Annotated in this window: 14 protein-coding genes and 1 tRNA gene; 8 read left to right on the top strand and 7 right to left on the bottom strand. The window is 59.9% G+C overall.

The window, feature by feature from the left end:
• The first annotated feature begins 83 nt into the window (after window positions 1–83).
• Window positions 84–548: an FKBP-type peptidyl-prolyl cis-trans isomerase gene (locus Q0105_RS04990; protein WP_298209355.1), complete on the top strand. Its 465-nt coding sequence runs from the start codon at window positions 84–86 to the stop codon at window positions 546–548.
• 8 nt (window positions 549–556) lie between these two features.
• A complete protein-coding gene (ispH, locus tag Q0105_RS04985) occupies window positions 557–1,552 on the top strand; it encodes a 4-hydroxy-3-methylbut-2-enyl diphosphate reductase (protein WP_298209424.1) in 996 nt (331 codons plus the stop codon).
• 123 nt (window positions 1,553–1,675) lie between these two features.
• Here ispH and Q0105_RS04980 read toward each other — a convergent pair whose 3' ends face one another.
• A complete protein-coding gene (locus tag Q0105_RS04980) occupies window positions 1,676–2,392 on the bottom strand; it encodes a CBS domain-containing protein (RefSeq protein WP_298209353.1) in 717 nt (238 codons plus the stop codon).
• A 163-nt stretch (window positions 2,393–2,555) separates the two neighbouring features.
• Here Q0105_RS04980 and Q0105_RS04975 point away from each other — a divergent pair, with 163 nt between their 5' ends.
• The gene (locus Q0105_RS04975; protein WP_298209351.1) at window positions 2,556–3,497 is read left to right on the top strand and encodes a threonine/serine dehydratase; all 942 of its coding nucleotides are present in this window, start codon (window positions 2,556–2,558) and stop codon (window positions 3,495–3,497) included.
• A 32-nt stretch (window positions 3,498–3,529) separates the two neighbouring features.
• Window positions 3,530–4,846, top strand: coding sequence for a serine--tRNA ligase (gene serS / locus Q0105_RS04970; protein ID WP_298209349.1), 1,317 nt, complete (start codon window positions 3,530–3,532; stop codon window positions 4,844–4,846).
• Between the two features lie 127 nt (window positions 4,847–4,973).
• Here serS and azu read toward each other — a convergent pair whose 3' ends face one another.
• Window positions 4,974–5,423, bottom strand: coding sequence for an azurin (azu, locus tag Q0105_RS04965; RefSeq protein WP_298209347.1), 450 nt, complete (start codon window positions 5,421–5,423; stop codon window positions 4,974–4,976).
• A 236-nt stretch (window positions 5,424–5,659) separates the two neighbouring features.
• Between azu and Q0105_RS04960 the strand changes: the two genes are divergently transcribed.
• The 4 genes from Q0105_RS04960 to Q0105_RS04945 all read left to right on the top strand — a co-directional run bounded on the left by Q0105_RS04960 (window position 5,660) and on the right by Q0105_RS04945 (window position 9,666).
• Window positions 5,660–5,749 (top strand) — tRNA-Ser (locus tag Q0105_RS04960).
• A gap of 362 nt (window positions 5,750–6,111) precedes the next feature.
• Window positions 6,112–6,507: an AlpA family phage regulatory protein gene (locus Q0105_RS04955; protein ID WP_298209422.1), complete on the top strand. Its 396-nt coding sequence runs from the start codon at window positions 6,112–6,114 to the stop codon at window positions 6,505–6,507.
• A 337-nt stretch (window positions 6,508–6,844) separates the two neighbouring features.
• Entirely contained in the window at window positions 6,845–8,272 is a 1,428-nt protein-coding gene (locus tag Q0105_RS04950; RefSeq protein WP_298209345.1) for a YfjI family protein, read from the top strand.
• 227 nt (window positions 8,273–8,499) lie between these two features.
• Complete coding sequence (locus Q0105_RS04945) at window positions 8,500–9,666, top strand: inovirus-type Gp2 protein (RefSeq protein WP_298209343.1); 1,167 nt, start codon at window positions 8,500–8,502, stop codon at window positions 9,664–9,666.
• A gap of 56 nt (window positions 9,667–9,722) precedes the next feature.
• On the opposite strand, the gene Q0105_RS04940 is transcribed toward Q0105_RS04945, so the two are convergent.
• The 5 genes from Q0105_RS04940 to Q0105_RS04920 form a co-directional block, all read right to left on the bottom strand.
• Window positions 9,723–12,827 (bottom strand): type I restriction endonuclease subunit R, encoded by a 3,105-nt coding sequence (locus Q0105_RS04940; RefSeq protein WP_298209339.1) that lies wholly within the window; start codon window positions 12,825–12,827, stop codon window positions 9,723–9,725.
• The gene (locus Q0105_RS04935) at window positions 12,824–14,176 is read right to left on the bottom strand and encodes an McrC family protein (protein ID WP_298209337.1); all 1,353 of its coding nucleotides are present in this window, start codon (window positions 14,174–14,176) and stop codon (window positions 12,824–12,826) included. The genes Q0105_RS04940 and Q0105_RS04935 overlap by 4 nt, the downstream gene beginning before the upstream one ends.
• Window positions 14,173–17,607: an AAA family ATPase gene (locus Q0105_RS04930; RefSeq protein WP_298209334.1), complete on the bottom strand. Its 3,435-nt coding sequence runs from the start codon at window positions 17,605–17,607 to the stop codon at window positions 14,173–14,175. The genes Q0105_RS04935 and Q0105_RS04930 overlap by 4 nt, the downstream gene beginning before the upstream one ends.
• Before the next feature lie 126 nt (window positions 17,608–17,733).
• A complete protein-coding gene (locus Q0105_RS04925; protein ID WP_298209332.1) occupies window positions 17,734–18,966 on the bottom strand; it encodes a restriction endonuclease subunit S in 1,233 nt (410 codons plus the stop codon).
• Window positions 18,956–20,506 carry a class I SAM-dependent DNA methyltransferase gene (locus Q0105_RS04920; RefSeq protein WP_298209329.1) on the bottom strand — a complete coding sequence of 517 codons (1,551 nt, stop codon included), beginning with the start codon at window positions 20,504–20,506 and terminating at the stop codon, window positions 18,956–18,958. Before Q0105_RS04920 ends, Q0105_RS04925 begins: the two co-directional genes overlap by 11 nt.
• Window positions 20,507–21,244 lie beyond the last annotated feature (738 nt).

The following is a 21,244-nucleotide window of genomic DNA, read 5'->3' as shown; positions in this document are numbered from 1 at the left end:
AGGGTCTTTGACACCCGTCAGGGGGCAACGGGCGTAGGGCTTTGCCCGGTTTTCTACAATTGGGGCAGTTTATCGGGACTCTCATGACTACTATCGCCGCCCCCCTTCCTACCGTTCAGCCGGGTTCTTTCCTCACGCTGCACTACCGCCTGGCCGGTCCGGCGGGCGATGTGATCAACACCTTTGCCGACAAGCCCGCTACCCTGTCGCTGGGCACGGGCGAGCTGTCGCCCGCCGTGGAGCAGCGCCTTCTGGGCCTGGCCGAAGGCACGCGCACCACGTTTGAGTTGCCTGCGGGCGAAGCTTTTGGCGAGCGCAATGCCGACATGCAGCAATGGGTGGCGCGCAAGCTGATGAATGAGCTGGGCGACCCTGATGAAAAATACAGTGTGGGCGATGTGGTGCAGTTCCCCACGCCCGACGGGTTGGGCAGCTACGCAGGCGCCGTGATGCAGGTGCGCGACGATGGCGCGGTGCTGTTTGACTTCAACCACCCGCTGGCGGGCCAGCCGGTGACCTTTGAAGTGCAGTTGATCGGGATCCTGTGATGATGGTGATGCTGTCGCCGCAAGAGATTCTGCTGGCCGAGCCGCGCGGCTTTTGCGCGGGCGTGGACCGCGCCATCGAGATCGTGGAGCGCGCCATCCAAAAATTTGGCGCGCCCATCTATGTGCGCCACGAAATCGTGCACAACACCTACGTGGTGAACGACCTCAAGGCCAAGGGAGCGATCTTCATCGAAGAGCTGTCGGACGTGCCACCCGGCGCCACGCTGGTCTTCAGCGCCCACGGGGTGAGCAAGGCCGTGCAGCAAGAAGCCGTGGCGCGCGGCTTCAGCATTTTTGACGCGACCTGCCCGCTGGTGACCAAGGTGCACGTCGAGGTGGCCAAGCTGGCCAAAGAGGGCTACGAGTTCATCATGATCGGCCACAAGGGCCACCCCGAGGTCGAGGGCACCATGGGCCAGCTCGACCACGGCATCCACCTGGTGGAAGACGTGGAAGACGTGGCCCGCGTGCAGCCCGCACAGACGGAAAAACTGGCCGTGGTGACGCAGACCACGCTGTCGGTGGACGACGCTGCCGAAATCTCGGCCGCTGTGCGCGCGCGTTTTCCGAGCGTGCGCGAGCCCAAGCAACAAGACATCTGCTACGCCACCCAGAACCGGCAGGACGCCGTCAAGGTGCTGAGCCCGCAGGTGGATGTGGTGATCGTGGTGGGCAGCCCCACCAGCTCCAACAGCAACCGCCTGCGCGAGCTGGCCGCCAAGCTGGGCACCACGGCCTACATGGTGGACAGCGCCGACGAGCTCAAAGGCGAATGGTTCGACGGCCTGGCGCGTGTGGGGCTCACGGCAGGCGCATCGGCGCCCGAAATTCTGGTGCAACAGGTTATCGACCGCATCAAGGCGCTGGGCGCGGTGTCGGTGCGCAGCATGGCGGGCATCGAGGAAACCATCAAGTTCCCGCTGCCCAAGGGGCTCAAGATTGACGCAGCCACCGGCCTGGAGATTCGCCAGCGCACCCCCGAGACTGGCCTGGGCTCGCACTGACGGCAGCGGGTTTCAGGGCAGACGGAGCCCGATAGCGCTCTGAATGCTATAAAATTAATAGCTGCTAGTGCTTATCTATCAAGCGCTAGCAGTTATTTTTATTCAAATTCCCGATACATGCTGTCATAGCGGCATTGCTGGCCCGCTCCACAGGTCCAGTGGTGGGTCGGCCGCCACCGCGCGCAGGATGTCGGTGCGCGAGATAAAGCCGGAGAGCACGCCCACCTCGTCCGTCACCGGCAGGCCCGGCAGGCCGGTATCCAGCAGCACGGCGGCCACGCGGCGCAGTTCCGTGTCGGCCGATACCGTGGGTACGGGGCTCACCATCACCTCGGCCACCGGGCGGCGCGCCAGGTCGATGGCCTGCTTCACTGCGCCGGGCTCGGGCAGCAGGTCGAGCGGCGCCATGTCGGCACGCAGCAGCAGGCCAATCACGCGGCCCAGCGCATCTACCACCGGGGCCTGCGCCACCTTGTGCTCGGCCAGGGTTTGCCAGGCATCGTTCACGCGCGCATTCGGCTGCACGCTGAGCGCGCCGGGGGTCATCACGTCGCTGACGCGGGTCAGGGGCTGGCGCGCCAGTTGAGGGCCTTGCTCGGTCTGCGCGTAGGCGCTCACGGCGTCGTGCATGCGCAGGTTGACCACGGGCGGCGGTGGGGCGGCTTCGTCCGCCGCCGGGCGGGGCGGGGCCTGGAAGGCGGGCGCGGGCTCGCCCTGCGCGTCCAGCGCACGGGTGCGCAGCGCCTGGGGCCTTTGCACGCGCCGCACGGGCGAGATGTGCGACAGGTTTTCGGGGCCGCCCCGGTACATCTGCCCCGACGGGCCGAAGACAAAGAACATGTTTTCCTCCTGCAGGCAGGCCCGCGAAAGGCGTTCGCTGGGGGCTGAGCCATCCCATGTTATCGGCAGTTGCCGGGCGCGCCTGCAGCGGCTGTTGTATTGGTGTGTTGCGGGCAGCCCCTACACTGGCCCTTTCCTTTTTTCTGCCCCACGGAGTCCTTGCATGATCGACCGCGCCGCCATTGCCGCCGCCCGCCGCCAATTGGCCACCCAGCCCGACTTTTTGCGCACCACGCCGTTGATGCGCGTGTCCGGCCGATCCCTGGGCGTGGACTGCGGCGAGGTCTGGCTCAAGCTGGAGCACCTGCAGGTGGGCGGCAGCTTCAAGGCGCGCGGCATGTTGTACCGCTTGCTGGCCAACCCCGTGCCCGACAGCGGCGTGATCATCGCCTCCGGCGGCAATGCGGGCATTGCCGTGGCCGCCGCCGCCCAGGCGCTGGGCGTGCGCTGCGAGGTGTTTGTGCCCGAAGTCTCGCCCGAGGCCAAGCGCGCCCGCCTGCGCACGCTGGGGGCTGAGGTGGTGGTGACGGGCGCTGCATATTCCGAAGCATTCGAAGCCTGCGTGGCCCGCCAGAAGACCACCGGCGCGCTGCAGGCCCATGCCTACGACCAGCCCGAGGTGGTGGCCGGTGCGGGCACCTTGGCGCTGGAGATGGAAGAGCAGGGCGGCCGTCTGCCCGACAGCGTGCTGGTCAGCGTGGGCGGTGGCGGCCTCATCGGCGGCGTGGCCGCCTGGGTGGAGAGCCGCGCCCACGTGGTCGCGCTGGAGCCCGAACGCGCGCCCACCCTGCACGCCGCCCGCGCTGCAGGCCAGCCGGTGGATGTGGCGGTGAGCGGCGTGGCCGCCGACTCGCTGGGCGCGCGCCGCATCGGCGCCATTGGCTGGGAGATCAGCCAGCGCCACGTACACGACGCACTGCTGCTGCCCGACGAGGCCATCCGTGCAGCCCAGCTGTGGCTGTGGAAAGAACTGAAACTGGCCGTGGAACCCGCTGCCGCGCTGGGCCTGGCGGCCCTGCAAACAGGCGCCTACAAGCCCCAGCCGCAGGAGACGGTGGCCCTGATCCTGTGCGGCGCCAACTTCGACCCTGCAAGCCTCGCCTGAGCCGAGACCGACCACCCCTTTAAAATCCCACAATGCTAGATATTCTTCTCCTCCGCAAAGACCTCGACACCGCCATCGCGCGCCTGGAAACCCGCAAAAAGCCCCAAGCCTTCCTGGACGTTGCCGCCTTCCAGGCCCTGGAGTCCGAGCGCAAGACCCTGCAGACCCGCACCGAAGAGCTACAAGCCCAGCGTAACCAGTTGTCCAAGCAGGTCGGCATGCTGATGAGCCGGGGCGACAAGGACGGCGCCGAGGCCATCAAGGCCCAGGTGGCCGCAGGCAAGGTCGAGCTGGAGCAATCCGCCGCCCGCCTCGAGCAGATCCAGGCCGAACTGCAGGCCATGCTGGCGGCCGTGCCCAACCTGCCGCACGAATCCGTGCCCGTGGGCTCGGACGAGTCGGGCAACGTGGAAGTGCGCCGCTGGGGTTCGCCCGCCACCTTCGCCTTCGAGGTGAAAGACCACGTCGATGTGGGCACCCCGCTGGGCCTCGATTTCGACATGGGCGTCAAGCTCTCGGGCTCGCGCTTCACGGTGATGAAGGGCCCGATCGCCCGCCTGCACCGTGCGCTCAGCCAGTTCATGCTGGATGTGCAGACACAGGAGCACGGCTACACCGAGTGCTACGTGCCCTACGCCGTGAATGCCGACTCGCTCAAGGGCACCGGCCAGTTGCCCAAGTTCGAGGGTGATTTGTTCGCGGCCAAAAAGGGCGGCCAGGACGGCGAGCCTGTGCCCGACAACGCGGCGCTGTACCTCATCCCCACCAGCGAAGTGCCGCTGACCAACTTTGTGCGCGATGTGGTGGTGGCCGAGGCCGAGCTGCCCATCAAGCTCACAGCCCACACGCCCTGCTTTCGCTCTGAAGCGGGCAGCTATGGCCGCGACACGCGCGGCATGATCCGCCAGCACCAGTTCGACAAGGTCGAGATGGTGCAGATCACGCACCCCGACAAGAGCTACGAAGCGCTGGAAGACATGACCCGCCACGCCGAGGCCGTGCTGCAAAAGCTGGGCCTGCCGTACCGCGTGATGAGCCTGTGCACCGGCGACATGGGCTTTGGCGCCGCCAAGACCTATGACCTGGAAGTGTGGCTGCCTGCGCAGAACACCTACCGCGAGATCAGCTCGGTGAGCAACTGCGAAGCCTTCCAGTCCCGCCGTCTGCAGGCCCGCTTCAAGAACGCCCAGGGCAAGAACGAACTGGTCCACACCCTGAACGGCTCCGGCCTGGCCGTGGGCCGCACGCTGGTGGCAGTGCTCGAAAACTACCAGCAGGCCGACGGCAGCGTGACGGTGCCTGAAGTGCTGCGTCCCTATCTGGGCGGCATGGCGGTGTTGGCGCCATAAGGTTCGTGGTGGCGCCCGTTGCCGACGGCGGTTGATGTGATGAGGGATGCCATTTGCTGCGCTGGCGGGCTCGGTTCCTGATGGAAGGGCGCGAGCGGCGCGGCAGTATTCAGGCACCCCAACGCGGTTATTTGGTCACCGCGAACTTGCCCTTCATCAACCCGATGTGGCCGGGGAACGAACAGAAGAAGCTGTAGGCCTCGCCCACCTTGAGCTTCGACGCATCGAAGCTGACGGTGTCGCTCTCGCCGCCGCCGATCAGCTTGGTGGCCGCCAGCACGCGGGCATCACCGGGCTTGAGATAGCCCTTGTCCGCGCCGGCCGGGATCCCATCATTGGCCACGGCCTGCATGTCGGACGCTTTGACCAACACCCAGTTATGGCCCATGGCGGCCTTGGGCAGCTTGCCCGTGTGTACCAGCTTCAGCGTGACCTTTTTGCAGCTGGCGGGCACGCTCAGGCTTTCCTTGCTGAATTTCATGGCGTCCGTGCTCTCGATCTCGAGATCACACGGGCCTGCAATGGCGGAGCCAGCAGCAAACACAGAAGCGGCAACGACGATGTGTGCGAATCGCATGGTAAATATCCTTGGAAATAGTGAAGAGAGGCGATGTGTCTTTGGCGCGCAGAGACTGCTGGCTGCGCAAGATCGTGCCACCGGGCTCTTTGTTCACCAATGACTTGCGTCAAGACGCAGCTGGACGGCGCACAGGTGCGGGTGATTTCCATGGCCCGTCGAGGGGCCTTCTGGGAGGCGTATTGGCCGAGCGTTTGTCGTCCAAATCCTGCTATAATCGCAGGCTTCGACACACAGGAGAGGTGGCAGAGTGGTCGAATGTACCTGACTCGAAATCAGGCGTAGTAGCAATACTACCGTGGGTTCGAATCCCACCCTCTCCGCCAGTAAGCAAGCAAACAAGCGCCTTTCGGGGCGCTTTTTTGTTTCTATCTACCAATCTTTACACCATCAATGGCTCGCATTGCGATGGATCTGGTTGGACGGTACTGGACTTAAACCCGACGTGCCTGCTTCCGTTTGCAGCAGAGCTTCATCAACAGGCGCTGGGTCGACATCTCAATCTCTCTTGACTTCCTGGGGTCTATCCTTTTAAGATGAAAGCTCGTTGAGCAGACGTTCAGGTGTGTCTTCAAGGCACAGGCCAATACTCCGGACACAAAGGGCCGGAAGGCTCCGAAAACGTTTGAAAAACGTCCACACAAGGGGGACGAACTCGTCTTTATTGGCGTTGTTGGAGTTCGTCCCTATGGTTTGTGTAAGTTCATCTTTGGGCTCTCGTAATAGTGTCCCACTCAGCGTTGGCTCTGTACTCGCTGTGAGAGTTCCCGCCTCGGCTTTGCCTGTTGGCAAAGACATTGAAGCGTTGCCAGATGCGGCGTTTGCGGCTAGTTGTGAAAACTGCCCTCATGCTGAGCACGACGGTCGGCGCTCCAGACTCACCTCCCTTTTGCGCGTTAGTGAAGTCGCCAAAATTCTTGGCATTTCGCGTTCTACTATCTATGCGCAACTCCAGCAGCGTGGCGATCAACCGCACTCTGACTTCCCCCGCCCCATACGCCTGAACGCAGGCCCACGCTCCTCTGTGCGTTGGCGTGCCGATGACGTACAGGCCTGGATCGACTCTCGTCAACGCGCTCCGTAGCGCGCTCTCTTTTCCTCCGTCCCGACGTACCTGCCCCATCGACTGTGGGCTGGCGGAGCTTTGCATGCCAAAGCTCTGGGCAAGGCGAAGAAGTTCGTGCGTTCTGACGAATCGCCGGCCGCGTCGGATCTGTACATCCAACGCATGGGCGCAAGCATGAGCTTGAGTTGAAGAGGGGAGTTCATTGGCTGCCGTCGATGTCCACGGTACTGCCGATACCAACTGCGGAGTTTCTTAATTCGCGCAGAGATCCAGCTATCCGGAAATGCGAGCTAGCGCATGTACCGGCAACTTGCCCGTTTGCTTTCCAAGCGGCGGGCCACCTGAGGATTGAAAAATGTACGAGCGAAAGTACCACCCGAAAGTCCATCTTGAAATGGCCCCGAAGCTCCTACGGCATGCAGTTCACGCCGCTGACCTTCAAACTCAAGCGCCGATAGAGATCGCCTTGGTCTCTGCGCTGACTGCTATGGCGCTGTGCTGTCAAGGAGTGATCGACGTCAGGTCTCCCCCTGGTTTCCTGTCGCCTGTGAATCTGTTCTTTTGGGTAATCGCCATGTCGGGGGAGCGCAAGAGCGCCACTGACAAGCTATTTTTCCAACCCATCGTCGATCGGGAAATACTCGCTGAAGCACTCCGCGCGGCGCTGAAGGACCGTCATGAAGCTGCCTTCACAGTGTGGCTGATTCGACTGAAACAGTTAAAGGCGGACTTGGCGCAAGTTGTGAAGGCGGGCAAAGACTGCACAGGCTTGGAAGAGGCGATTGCTGAGCATCGCGGCACCAAGCCAGTGATGGAGATCCATCCCCGATGGCTTTATCACAATACAACCATCGAGGCTCTATTGAGGAATTTGCGCGATGTCTGGCCCTCCGCGGGGCTTATCAGTGCGGAGGGCGCGATCATTGCGAACAGTCGGGTAATGCAGCACTTGGGCTCGCTCACGGAGCTGTGGCAAGCGCCGGAGCTTATGCGAGTCGACCGTATCACGACGGGAGGCCTTTGCCTCCAGAGTCCTCATTTGACGTTCTCCATCATGACGCAGCGCGCTGTCTACGACGAGTTCATCCGTCGCAACGACGGTATGGCTGTGAAGATGGGGCTCACCTCTCGCATGCTGTTGTGCGAGCCGATTTCTCGCCAAGGTGAGAGGGAGGTCACCGTGGCAACTGCCGAGTCCACCCAAGCGCTTGAGGCCTTCCACGCCCGGACTGCTGAATTACTGGAGGAAAGCGTTGCCGCGATTAAAGAGCGCAGGCCTCGAAAGGTGGTCACTTATACCCCTGAAGCCGCACAGGTTTGGTACGACAGGGCTAGGGCTATTGAGTCGGATTTGCAGCCCGGGCGGTTCTTTCACGATATCCCTGGTTTTGCCTCGAAGATCGCGGAAAACGTTTCAAGAGTAGCGGCCCTTCTGCAATATTTCTGCAATGGAACCACTGAAATTGACGTTGATACCCTTCAGGCCGCTCGGGATATTTGCCAGTTTTTTGTGGATGAAATGAAAGAAATATCCACGCCATACGATCCTATGGAGAACGCTGCTATGTACGGGCAACTGCTTGAGGAATACTTGATTCGGTATCAGCGGACCACGCGCCGCACGGAGGTGGATATTAATAACCTTAAACAGTATGGACCGAACAGGATACGCAACAAGGAAAAGATGTGGATGGCTATCAATAATCTTTGTTGGTTGAACCGTGTCCACACCGAGCAGCGTGGACGCAGAACGGTTATCGTGCTTCATTGGGGCTACATCTAGTCGATAGGGCGTTGCTAAAGCCGCTATTAGCAGCTTTAGCAGCTCTTTTGGCCATGCTCAGGCGTCCTGTGTCCTTTTGGAAGGGGCGCTTGAACACAGTTTCGGATGTAAGTGATTTGATGAAAATTAGTATTGACGCTACCAATTTTGGAATTTTCTTCGTAATTCCTTAGACTATTTGGTGGACTATTTTGATAGTCTTGATTAATTTTCTGGGATTGTATGTTATGAATATTATTAAAGTAATAGACGATGGCCGTGTGAGTGCTAATGGTCAGATGAGAATGGCTGATGACTCTGCTAAAGAATCACTAAATGCAAGTGTTAAATTTCCTCTTCAGGAGGGGTTGGAGCTCAGCTTTGAGAATGCTTTACATTCCTCATTGTCGCCAGGTATTGTGATCAACGCAATAGATCACCAACTCTGCGATGGGCAGAAATCACGATCAATAGTGGAGATCGAGATTCGGTGGCTGGCTGAGATTCATGAAGCTGCAGTGAAGTGCAAAAGCAATAAGCGCAAGCTTATGGTTGGAAATAGGCTAAGTGCTCTTGGAGAACGGACTGCCTCTGGCTTCGCAAGCCTGCTGGTGGGTCAGACATGGCAGGGTGCTCATGATCGCCTCGCGAAGGTTCGCCAGCCTTACCTGCAGTGGGTCGCTAGGGCGTTCGATCGCCTGTGTTCCCACACGGCCCCTGATTTGCTGATTGACGAAGAGCGGGCCATCAGCCTTGCCCGACGCCTGGTCACAGAGATGGTTGGCCTATTGGAGAACAAACTTGTCCTGGCACGCCTCGATACGGTGCGCCGAGAGCATCAGCGAAAGCGCTCTGTCCTGGTTCAGCGTCTCGTTGCTTTCAAGCGAGCCTTCCCGAAACTGATGGTCCTACGCCTGGACCTTGGCTACGGTAAGGAGCACTCATCGATCTCGACGGATCGCATCATTGCTGATTGGGAGGCTCTCAAAGCCTTTATCACCACGAACTTTCCCAGCTACCTGCGCTATGTCGTCAAGCTTGAATATGGGCTGCAGAAGGGCGCCCACATGCATGTGCTGATGCTGTTCAATGGCGCAATGGTGCGTCAGGATGTGACCATTGCCAAGCTGATCGGAGAGCATTGGTCCAACGTGGTTACTGGCGGCATGGGTGTGTACTTCAACTGCAACGCAGCGCCCTACAAAAGCCGCTTTAGTTACTGCGGCGTGGGGGTGTTCAACAAGTTAGATGAGGCAACGGTGGCTGGATTTCAGGCGGTGGCCGACTACATCACCAAGCCCGATCCGTTCGTGACCTTGATGATGCCCAGTGAAAAGCGGTTTTACCGCGCACATCTGGCATTGCCAGAGAGAAGGCGCCGTCCGTGCTCCAAGGCAGCGGCTGTGGCAGCGTAGGTTGGCGTGAAGAGGAAAGGGCGCAACGCCCCTTCGTCCAAATTGTCAGATAGGACTCACGTAGCCCAATCCTCGCCGAAGACTTGTGCCTGTTGCAGGATCAGCTCCACAGCTGCCTCCTGCTGATCTGGCGGGTACTTGTACTTGCGCAAGACCCGCTTGACCATCAGTCGCAGTTTGGCCCGCACGCTCTCGCGCTCGCTCCAGTCCACACTCAGGTTCTGGCGCAGGTTCTCGGTCAGCTCATGGGCAATCTTCTTGAGGGTTTCGTCGGTGAGTTCTTTGACCGCTGATTCATTGGTGGCCAGGGCATCGTAAAAGCGCACCTCGTCTTCCGTCAGCCCCAGCAGCTCGCCCCGGCTCGCAGCCTCGCGGAACTTCTTGGCCATCTCGACCAGTTCTTCCATCACCTGGGCGGTTTCAATCGAGCGGTTCTGGTAGCGCTTGATCACGTTGCCCAGCAAGTCGGAGAACTTCTTTTCCTGCACCACGTTGCTGCCGAAGCGGCTCTTGATTTCGCCTTCGAGCAGACGTTCGAGCAGTTCCACCGCCAGGTTCTTCTCGGGCAGATTCTTCACCTGGGCCAGGAATTCATCATCCAGAAGACCAATGTTGGGTTTGTCCAGGCCCACGGCATCGAAGATGTCCACCACCTGGTCAGACACCACGGCATTGCTGATGATCTGGCGGATGGCTTCATCGCGCTGTTCGTCGGTGCGTTTTTTGGCGGTGATGTCGCGTTTGGTCAGGATGACTTTCACGGCCTGCATGAAAGCAACTTCCTCCCGCACCGCCTTGGCCTCGTCCAGGGTGCAGCACAGCGAGAAGGCTTGGGTCAGTGCCAGGGTGGTATCGGCAAAGCGGCGTTTGCCGTCCTTGCCGCCTTCTTCCCGGAGGCCCAGGATGTGGTTGGCGGCCCTTGCCAGGGTTTGGTGGCCCCCGGTGAGGAAGTCGCTGTAATCGCAGCCATGCAGCATGGATTGCAGGACATCGAGCTTCTCCATCAGCACGCTGTACGCCTCGCGGGCATCCACGGTGGGGGTGCCCCGGCCTTTGCTGGCGGTGTACTCCTTCATGGCGGCTTTGAGTTCATTGCCAATACCGATGTAGTCCACCACTAGGCCGCCTTGCTTGCCCTTGAAGACCCGGTTCACACGGGCAATGGCCTGCATGAGGTTGTGGCCCTTCATGGGCTTGTCCACGTACAGGGTGTGCACGCAAGGTGCATCAAAGCCGGTGAGCCACATATCGCGCACGATGACCAGGCGCAGCGGGTCCGCCGGGTCTTTGAACCGCTTTTCCAGGCGCTTTTTGACCTTGCCGTCGTAGATGTGGGGGCGCAGCAGGGCTTTGTCGCTGGCTGAGCCGGTCATCACGATCTTGATGGCGCCTTTTTCTGGATCGGGGTCTTGCCAGTCGGGGCGCAGCTTGATGATCTCGTTGTACAGGTGCACGCAGATTTCACGGCTCATGGCCACCAACATGGCCTTGCCGGTCTGGGCGGTGCTGCGCTCATCAAAGTGCGCCACCAGGTCAGCGGCCACACTGGCCACACGGGGTTCGGCCCCGACGATCTTTTCGAGGGCGGCCCAGCGGCTTTTGAGTTTGGCCTGCTGGCTTTCTTCCTCGTCCTCGGCCAGCTCGTCCACTTCGTCGTCAATGGCGGGCAGGTCTTCGTCTTTGAGGCGCAGCTTGGCCAGGCGGGACTCGTAATAGATGGCCACGGTGGCGCCATCTTCCTTGGCCTGCTGCATGTCGTAGACGTGGATGTACTCACCAAACACTGCTCGGGTGTCGTGGTCGGTACTGCTGACCGGGGTGCCGGTAAAGCCTACGAAAGTGGCATTGGGCAGGGCATCGCGCAGATGCTGGGCGTAGCCCGCCTGGTATTTCTCTTCGCCGGGTTTTCCTTTGAGAGTGGCTTTGAAACCATATTGGGTGCGGTGGGCTTCGTCGGCTATCACCACGATGTTGCTGCGGTCGGACAGCACCGGGAAGGTGTCTTCATCCTCCCCTGGCATGAACTTCTGGATGGTGGCAAAGATGATGCCGCCCGAGGGGCGGTTGCCCAGCTTGGCACGCAGGTCTGGGCGGGTCAGTGCCTGGATCGGCTGTTCGCGCAACAGGTCTTGGGCCAGGCTGAACACGCCAAACAGTTGCCCGTCCAGATCGTTGCGGTCGGTGATGACCACGATGGTGGGATTTTCCATCGCGGCTTCTTGCATCACACGGGCGGCAAAGCAGGTCATGGTGATGCTCTTGCCACTGCCTTGGGTGTGCCACACCACACCGCCCTTGCGGGATGCACCTGGCCGGGAAGCAGTCACCACTTCTTCGATGGCGGCACGCACCGCGTGGAACTGGTGGTAGCCCGCGATCTTCTTGACCAGCTGGCCGTCGTCCTCGAACAGGACGAAGTAGCGGATGTAGTCCAGCAGGTACTGGGGTGCCAACACACCACGCACCAGGGTTTGAAGCTCTTGGAACGGCCCCAGCGGATCGAGGTTCACCCCATCAATCGTGCGCCAGGCCATGAAGCGCTCGGCGTTGGCTGACAGCGATCCCATCAAGGCATCGGTGCCGTCCGAGATCACCAGCACCTCGTTGTACTGGAACACGTCTGGGATCTGCTCCTTGTATGTCTCGATCTGGTCGAACGCTTTCCAGATGTTGGCGTTCTCGTCGGCTGGGTTTTTGAGTTCCAGCAGCACCAGCGGCAGGCCGTTGACAAACAAGATGATGTCGGGGCGGCGGGTTTTGTGCGGGCCTTTGATGGTGAACTGGTTGATGGCCCACCATTCGTTCTTCTCGGGGTGAGCCCAGTCGATCAGGCGAACGAAGTCGCCGCGAGTCTCGCCATCCTTTTGATACTGGACGGGGACACCGCCCACCAGCAGCTTGTGGAATGCGCGGTTGGCCGACAGCAGGGAGGGAATACCCAAGTCTGTGACTTGCTTGATAGCGTCTTCGCGCGCAGCCACTGGGATGCCAGGATTCAGGCGGTTGATGGCTTCGCGCAGCCGAAAGGGCAGAACGACCTGGCGGTAGTCGGCACGCTCGGGTGAAGACCCATCGAAAGCGATGTCGGGGCCGTAGCGGTGGGTGTAACCCACGTCTTGCAACCAGGCCAGGGTTTCTTGTTCGAGTTGGTCTTCGGTCAAGGTGCGATTCCCTCGATGATTTTTTTGTTTGTACCTGTTGCATGCACTCGTGTGCGTAGAGTTGCGTATGGCATGCCTAGGTACGCGCCCCCAAGTAGCGCTTCCGCATCCATCGGGGCATCCAAGTCAAAGGGCAGCACCCAAAGCGACAGCCGCTCGTCGAAGTGAAAGGGCTTCAACGGCTCCCCGAACTGCTCGGTGCGCGGGTAAATAAGAGCCATGCGTCCGGCACCACCCAGGTATTTTTGCCCGTAGGCGTACAGCTGGTAAAAATCCGACTGGCTCAGGCCGTACTTGCCTGGACGGTCCGCCTCGTTCAGCAGCTTCCACTTGGTGTCTAGAACCCAGCGCTTTTCATTCTGGGTGATAAAGATGTCTGGCTCCAGTTGAAAGATCGGCGATCCATCGTGCATGCCCAGTGACTGGCTGCGTGCCGGAGTCCGCATTTCTACCTCTGGGGCTAGTGCGAGCCGCAGCCAGCGCGCCACATAGCGCTCAAACAGCTTTTCCATCGGAAACAGTAGGCTTAGGCCTTTGTAATCGCCCGACACTGCCAGCGGCATGTGCTGGTGCAAGATTAACTCGCACCAGGGCTTCACCGCCCGGTAGTGGGCCAGCAGCCGGTCGGTGCCCCAGGCCCGAAAGTCAAGAGCCACTTGGCGGCTAGCGGGTACCTCGTGCAGTCGAACACTCAACTCCTGCGCCAACCGCCAGTTATCAGGCGACTGCGTAGCTTGGCGCACGCGCTCTAGCGCCAGCTTGAGCAAGCGGTTCTCAGCCCGGTCTGGCCCATAGACATCGTGGCGCACATGAAAGTGTTGTCCCTTGCCCGGCGGCTGACGCAGTTGTGCGTTCAAGTTCAGCTGCCCTCGCAAGAACGGCAACTCATCCTCCACCCGCGCATAGTCCATGCGCAGGCCGTGGCTCACCAGCACATCCAGCGCTTGCAAAAAATGGTGCATTACCCACTCAGACAGCGGTGCATCAAACAACTGCAGCGCAGCCGGGCCCACTTCACGCGCAGACACATCCAGCAGAGCCAATAGCATCTTGCGCAGCAGTGCACGGGCTTCGGACAGACTGCCCCCTTCAGCATGGTGTTTCGGAACGATCTCGATTACCGTGCCGCAGGGCGTTTGCAGCACGCCCACATAGTTGTCCAGCTTCAACCGCTGCCGTCCCTCCACCTGCGCCAAGCGGGCCCCACCCCGAGAGAAGCGCTCGCTCAAATCGCACAGGTAGTCAAATGCCGTGGGGCTGATTTGCGCGCAGTCCAGCGACGGAGTGACTGCATCGGTGCACAGCCAGGCATGCTCGCGCACCCGCACGGGCTGGGGAGGCTGTTTCATGCCGGGTTAGGTGTCGCCAAGTTGCTATCGCTTGGGTTCACGCCGGAAACCATGGACGCAATTGCTTGCGCTGGCGTACTCTGCACAATGCCCCGATAGCTCTGTGCAATTACAAATGCCCCCACGTTGATGCGCCAACTTTGCGGGCTTCGTGCCACATTCGCATCAGGCCCCAACAGCGCAGCCACATCCACGCTGGAAGATTGAACAAACTGGTGCTCCTTGGCCTTCCGGTGGTCATTCAGCACCCACTGAATGCGCTGCCAGTCATCAAAGAAATACTCTTGCAGTAATGGCAGCACCTGATTGCGAAAGATGCTCCCTAACTGCTCCAGTGTTGCTGTCTTGCGAAGCGGCATAAAGTAGGCATGCCCCAGGCAATGGTCACGATCGAGTAATGCCTCAATGCGTTGGTTCATTGAGTGCAGCATCTGGCCCATGGTCACGCCGTCCAGGCCGGACACCGTCACATCGTCCAGCAGGTCAGGGCGCGGCGGCATCTCATGAAACACAAAGCGCCGCCGCAGCGCCACATCCAACCCCGTCAACGAACGGTCGGCCGTGTTCATGGTGCCAATCAGATAAACGTTTTGTGGAACGCTGAAGCGTGTTTTTGAGTAAGGCAGCACCACCTCCAAAGCCTCGTCAGCGCCAGTGCGTTTAGAGGGCTCGATCAGCGTGATCAGCTCGCCAAAAATGCGCGCGATATTTCCTCGGTTGATCTCGTCGATGATCAGTACACGTGAGTTGTCCGGCGGTACCTTTTTCTCCTGAGCTGCTCCCGAACTGATCAGTTGCTGCACCAGAGGGGCCAAGATGTTTTGATAGCCGTTCACCAAAAACGGCTCAAGGCCTTTGCCTGGCAATTTGCCAACAGCTTCTTTGTTCTTGATGTCTCCGATCGTGATGTCCCCGTCACGCACCGCTTGAGCCAAAACTTCCAACATAGCCCGCGCGAAAGGCAGTTGGTTACCGTTTGGCTTGGTGAGCATCACCACTTCATCAGTCACTTTCGTGACGACATACTCAGAATTCCCGACAGGCCCTAGAGGTAGCGCGCTTCCTCTTTCCGTGCTCGCACCGTCCAGTAGCCGCTGCAGCTTGTCTGCATCCACCGCACTCTGCTGCAATTGGTACAGCGTCATCTGGCTGAACTTTTTCTTCATCAGCTCGGTGTACGGCAGCGATGGCGAATAGGTACGCAGCCAACGCACACGCCGCATTTGGCTGTAGCCCTCTAGCGTCTCGTGCCGCTTGAACTCATAGTTACCGATGATTTCACCGATCGCCCGAAACTTCAAATTCCCATCCGTCACCACGATGAGGTGCCCAACGTCCATCTGGTTGACGAACGTCATCACGCTCGTCACGCCGTAATCGCGCTGTACGTTGTCGATGGAAATACCTGCTTGTTTGTAGCGGTCTGCAATGGCCTGCCGGGTGGTCGCTCCGGTGAAGTCCACCTGTGCTCCATAGCCCAACAAGATATAGCCGCCCTCTAGGCATTCGTCATACACCTCGGCATCGGTCCCTTGGGTATCGCCCAGCGACATCTTCCACACCTTGCGCCCTTGCACAGAAATGCTAGGCACATTCGTCAATGACTGGGGCGCCGCCAGCGCACGCGCTGTATCGCACAGTGCTTTGAAAACCCCATCTTCCACCTCGTATCGCAGCTGCTTGGTTTCTTCGTCTGTGGAGGCGCGTAGGCCTTCCACAAAATCCTCGTAGCTAAAGCTCTGGTGAAAAGTCACAAACCGCACACGCTCCGCATGGGCTAGCGCATCAAAGCGCTTCTTCAGTGTCTCGCGGTCACCCTGGTTCTGCTCCCAAAACGGCTTGTCCAAAATCTTCAGTGCCGCGTCAATCGTGGCGTAGGTCTTGCCCGTGCCGGGAGGGCCAAACAAAATCTGGTTTAAGGGCTCGCTCATGGGGGGCTCTTTCGACATGGTGGACGCGTTAGGCGCAGCGCCTATGGGCACAGTGCTCGCTAACAACGATGTGCCGTCTTGGCGCTGAAAACTCAGGCGGTACCGGTCATCGGCCTCTTTGTGTATGACTGCCCGATCACCTTCTTGCAACTGCGCCTTGGCGAAAACGCTGTTGAATCGCTCGCGTAGACGGTTGCGGTTGGCCTGTATCCAAGTTTGGATGGACTCGCCATGGGGCAAATGCAGCGTGAATTTGCGCTGCGGGGAAGCTTTCTCATCGGGGGCGATGCATTCGGGCGGAAACAACGCTTGCAGCTTCGGCACCTTCAAGTAGCCATTGCGAATAGCTCCGTGAGTTAGCAAGACCGAAAGCGTGGTGTCCGAACTATCGTAGTCATCGGGCCAGCAGGCTTCGCGGCTGGTCAGGGGCGGTACGCGAACGTCGCTGGATGCTGCGTCGGCCATACGGGCGGCGCCATCGGCATCCAGCAATTGCCAAGTGCGCCGTGCGGCAGCATCGCCGCCGTTTTGTGCATCAGAGGTGTTTTGTCGCACCCGAACACCCTGCTGTGAGCACTCCAACTCCAGCGCAACCACTGTTTGCCATACCTTGGGGTCATCGGTGCGTCCGGCGTGCATGGAGCCGTCGCGCGTAACCCACCAGTCTAGGTCCGACTCGTGCAGCGCCAGAACCAGTTGGCAAAACGCCTCGGTCTGCCCGGCCGCCTTCAGTTGATCTGCCAGGTTGGGCACGGCGGCAAAGTGTTCCAGCACCTCTTCGACATGGCGCGGGGGCGCCAAGCCCAGTGCAGGCGCGTACAGGGCTTTCATGAAACCTTGCGGCGTGATGCCAGGGCACAACTCGCGTGCCGCCTCAAAGTACGCCATGAGCTTGAGCATTCGCGCCACGGGCTGGTGCGCTGGGGAGATGTCCACCGCAGCACAACCCAGCGCGCGCAGAAAGTGCGCCAGATGGTCCGACGAACTGATGGGCAGCACCGCATCGGGCCAATACGCCGCGAGCAGCCGCAGCTTGCGCCCTTCGCCCATGGTTACTCGTGGCTCCACGCCAGCGCGCTGGTAAATCTGCGCATCGTCATCCACCCAGCGCAGGTCTAGCGCGGGGTCAGCACCGGCAATGACGGCATGCACCTTGAGCGTGTAGCGCAGCGCCTCGGCGTCAGGCAGGTCGCTCAGCTTTCGGTGCTTGTATACCGTGCCGTCTTTAGTAAAGTACAGCAGGTGCCCGCGTGCTGTGCCGGGCATGTAGCGGCCCAGCAGCGGCTCCAGCCCCCGCTCTAGCCACCAGCAAAAGGATGCACCGTCTCCCTTACCCACACAGTACGTGTCGAGTGACAAATCGGAAAGCGCTGCTGCCGGAAAACGCTGCAAGAAGCTCTGGTAATCCACTGCCTGCGTGGGAGACTGCTGAGCCTCGAGCCCCAGGCGCTGCAACTCGGCCACCAGACGGTCAAACACTGCATTGCGGTCCAAGGTCATAAGCCTATGTCCCCTGGATATTGAGCCAACAGTGCATGCACGAGTTTCAAGCAAAAAGTGGCTGTGGCGCTTACTGGCAAAGCGTTATTAGCTATCAAAATAGAGATGAGCATGGGTTGGATAGAATCAGTTAGCCATCGCATCGGCGGTGGGTGCCTGGGCTTCAGCCAGGCGCAACTGGCCGGAGATCAGGCGGGGGAGCAGTGTGTCGCGGAGGGTGGAGAGGGTTTGGGCTTGCGCTTCGTTATGGTTGATGGTGTCGCGCAATGCACTGGCATATGCATCGAACGCTGCAAGCACCTCCGCTGGAGCATCAGAAACGAGCAAGCGATACACGTTTTCTCTGTTCAGCCCAGGCACCGCCGCATCGGTATTCATGTCATGCAAGCCCAAAGTCTTTAAGAGCTGATGGCAATATGTCAGCGGACGCTTGGCTTTCACATAAAAGACCGTATCAATTGGATAAAACGGACGGCTTTCCCAATACAGACTTCCAACTGTGCCCTTACGCCCAACGATGATCGAACGACTATCAATCAGCGGTGTGTCGTGCCATCCCGTGACTCCGCCAGATCCATAGACAGGCACTGGACCAGGCTTACGGTTTTCTGCTTTGAGGGCTTTACCGTATGCAAGCTCCAAAAAAGAGTCCAAACGAACGGGTTGCCACCCTCTCGGCACCACCCCCAACTCCGACGCTTCAAACCCATCGGGAAACAGCGCTGCGGTGGCCTCATCCATGCCTTCGGGCGTGCGGCCTTCCATCTTGGCGCGCACGGGGTCGAAATCGACAAACCAGGACTTGAACAGTGCCTGGGCGATGGCTTCGAGGGTGGCGTTGGTTTCGCGCAGGAGGGTGATGCGGTCGTCGAGGCTATCGAAGAACTCCACGAGTTTGTCTTGTTCTGAATCAGGCGGAACAGGAACAGGAAAGTGGGCGATTGAATCGAAAGTTATTTGAGGAAACGTCCCGGACCTAGATTCGGCTATTCGCTGGAGTTCGTCCAGAGCAGCCTGATTGGTCAATACATGGTAAAGAAATCTTGAACGAACACGCCCCAAGCTTTCAATGACCATGAACTTCGTCGATACGACGTAGTTTGAGGTGTCAAAGTCAACGTAGGCGTATCTTCCATTGCCTGGGCGGATTTCCGTCAGAAGGATGTCGCTCTTCTTCAACGCCTTTTTCGCCTGTCCGGGCAACCCTTCGCTGTCTGAGAGAGTTCTGTGAAGGAATTTTCCACTCAGCACATCTCCCGTGTTGACAAAAACAACCTTGGGATGTTGTTTGAACGAGAAAGCTCTTGAGGCATTAATTGCCTCTTTTCCAAGCTCACTGATTTCCCACTCAGAACTCATACCCCAGCCCCCCCAGCTTCGCCCGAATCACCGCATCCAGCTCCGCACCCTTGGCCATCTGCTCGCCCAGCTTTTCGGTGAGCTTTTGCATCTTGTCTGCGAAGGCTTCGTCGTCGTCTTCCACTTCTTCCGCACCCACATAGCGGCCGGGGGTTAGCACATGGCCATGCTGGGCGATTTCGGCCAGGGGCACGCTGCGGCAAAAGCCTTTCACGTCTTCATAGCTGCCCGCGCCCGGCTCGCCGCGCCAGGCGGCCACCACGGCTTCGATGCGGGCAATCGTCTCGTCGGTCAACTCGGCTTGCACGCGGCTGATCATGCGGCCCTGTTTGCGGGCGTCGATGAACAGCACTTCGCCCTTGCGCGTTTTCTGCTTGGCCAAAAACCACAGGCAGGCGGGGATTTGGGTGTTGAAGAACAACTGGCCAGGCAGGGCCACCATGACTTCGACCACGTCGGCATCGACCATGGCGGCGCGGATCACGCCTTCGTTGTTCTGGCTGGAACTCATGGAGCCATTGGCCAGCACAATGCCTGCGCGCCCGGTGGGCTTCAAGTGGTGCAGCATGTGCTGCAACCAGGCGTAGTTGGCGTTTCCGTGGGGTGGGTCGCCAAACTCCCAGCGCGGGTCGCCTTCCAGGCTGCCGTGCCACCAGTCAGAGATGTTGAAGGGCGGGTTGGCCAGGATGTAGTCCGCCCGCAGGTCGGGGTGCTGGTTGCGGGTGAAGGTGTCGGCAGGCTCGCGGCCCAGGTTGTAGTCAATGCCGCGAATGGCCAGGTTCATGGCGGCCAGGCGCCAGGTGGTGGGGTTGGCCTCTTGGCCGTAAATGCTCACATCGCCCAGCTTGCCGCCGTGGGCTTCAATGAACTTCTCAGACTGCACAAACATGCCGCCCGAGCCACAGCAGGGGTCGTACACCTTGCCTTCGTGCGGGCTGAGGATGGCGACCAGGGTTTTGACGATGCTGGCGGGCGTGTAGAACTGCCCACCCCGCTTGCCCTCGGCACTGGCGAACATGCCCAGAAAGTACTCGTACACCTGGCCCAGCACGTCGCGGGCCACGGCGGGGTCGTCGCCAAAGCCAATGGTGGACACCAAATCGACCAGCTCGCCCAGCTTGCCGTCAGGCAACTGCGCACGGGCAAAGCGTTTGTCGAGGATGCCTTTGAGCTTGGGGTTCTCGGCCTCGATCAGCGTGAGGGCGTCGTCGATGCGTTTGCCAATGTCGGGCTGCTTGGCTGCGGCTCGCAGGGCCTCCCACCGGGCATCAGCAGGCACCCAGAAGACGTTGACCTCCTTGTAATAGTCGCGGTCTTCCAGCTCGGCGTCGATGTCGGCCGGGTCGGCATCGCCGTAGTAGTACTCGTCGTCGGGGTTGGTGAGGCGGGCGGTCAGCTCGGCGCGGCGGGCGGCGAAGGTGTCGGAGATGTATTTGACGAAGATGAGGCCGAGCACCAAGTGCTTGTATTCGGCGGCGTCCATGTTGGCGCGCAGCTTGTCGGCGGTGGCCCAGAGGGTTTTTTTGATGTCGTCGAGCATGTATTGGTCAGTGGTATGCAGCCGTGCTGCAAGTGGCGTAGCACTCAGGGCAGCTGAGGCATCGACGCGGTGTATTTGAATGTATCGCAGCGCCGACCTGCAGCCAATTGCATGTTGACCATAAACGCGCGGGCTTTTGGACAATGCGGACCGCGATCCGCGGCTACGACTTGCGCCAGTCAATCAGCCGTTCGCGTCATGGGCCGGTATCTATGCGGTCGCGGCCTTACCAACTGCGATGCACTGCTTCATCACTCATCCAGCGGAACGGGTGCTCACGTCGTGCGCGGAGCGAATATGGCAGTACCTCGTTGATCGCAGTCTCGACGTCGGCTCTTAAGGATCGGCCCGGTTTTCCTACAGTGCACGCGTTCACGATAAGGTCGCCGGGTCGGTATGCCTGTAGTAGTCGCTCCTGAAAATACACCTTCGCTCCATGGTCCCATGCCTCACGAAACACCTCGCTTCTGTAGCAACGCGTCGACTTTCCTAACGAGCACTGGTAGGGGACAGCGTTGATCAGATGGAGCAGGGGGTCAGCGTGATTCCAACCTTCCGGGATGAGCAATCTGACACGCTTGCGGATGTGGCGCCCCGTCACCCCATTTGCGGGCCAGGGCGTGTACGGCTGCCTGGACCCGTATTCATCGATGTGGGGTGACTCCAAGACGAGCAGGATGCATTGGACTTCGCTGCACCTTTCCGGCAGCGCCTGTGCCACCGAACTCCAGTCCCTCA

It is taken from the genome of Acidovorax sp. (genome assembly GCF_027492855.1).
Taxonomy (GTDB): Bacteria; Pseudomonadota; Gammaproteobacteria; order Burkholderiales; family Burkholderiaceae_C; genus Acidovorax.
Note: the sequence above shows the minus strand (reverse complement) of the source record. Positions and strands in the feature narration are given on the sequence as shown.

Excerpts from the sequence above, each read along its gene's own strand:
- Q0105_RS04990 (WP_298209355.1), top strand. The coding sequence starts at position 84 with ATGACTACTATCGCCGCCCCCCTTCCTACCGTTCAGCCGGGTTCTTTC.
- ispH (WP_298209424.1), top strand. The coding sequence starts at position 557 with ATGCTGTCGCCGCAAGAGATTCTGCTGGCCGAGCCGCGCGGCTTTTGC.
- Q0105_RS04980 (WP_298209353.1), bottom strand. The coding sequence starts at position 2,392 with ATGTTCTTTGTCTTCGGCCCGTCGGGGCAGATGTACCGGGGCGGCCCC.
- Q0105_RS04975 (WP_298209351.1), top strand. The coding sequence starts at position 2,556 with ATGATCGACCGCGCCGCCATTGCCGCCGCCCGCCGCCAATTGGCCACC.
- serS (WP_298209349.1), top strand. The coding sequence starts at position 3,530 with ATGCTAGATATTCTTCTCCTCCGCAAAGACCTCGACACCGCCATCGCG.
- azu (WP_298209347.1), bottom strand. The coding sequence starts at position 5,423 with ATGCGATTCGCACACATCGTCGTTGCCGCTTCTGTGTTTGCTGCTGGC.
- Q0105_RS04955 (WP_298209422.1), top strand. The coding sequence starts at position 6,112 with ATGGTTTGTGTAAGTTCATCTTTGGGCTCTCGTAATAGTGTCCCACTC.
- Q0105_RS04950 (WP_298209345.1), top strand. The coding sequence starts at position 6,845 with ATGTACGAGCGAAAGTACCACCCGAAAGTCCATCTTGAAATGGCCCCG.
- Q0105_RS04945 (WP_298209343.1), top strand. The coding sequence starts at position 8,500 with ATGAATATTATTAAAGTAATAGACGATGGCCGTGTGAGTGCTAATGGT.
- Q0105_RS04935 (WP_298209337.1), bottom strand. The coding sequence starts at position 14,176 with ATGAAACAGCCTCCCCAGCCCGTGCGGGTGCGCGAGCATGCCTGGCTG.
- Q0105_RS04930 (WP_298209334.1), bottom strand. The coding sequence starts at position 17,607 with ATGACCTTGGACCGCAATGCAGTGTTTGACCGTCTGGTGGCCGAGTTG.
- Q0105_RS04925 (WP_298209332.1), bottom strand. The coding sequence starts at position 18,966 with ATGAGTTCTGAGTGGGAAATCAGTGAGCTTGGAAAAGAGGCAATTAAT.
- Q0105_RS04920 (WP_298209329.1), bottom strand. The coding sequence starts at position 20,506 with ATGCTCGACGACATCAAAAAAACCCTCTGGGCCACCGCCGACAAGCTG.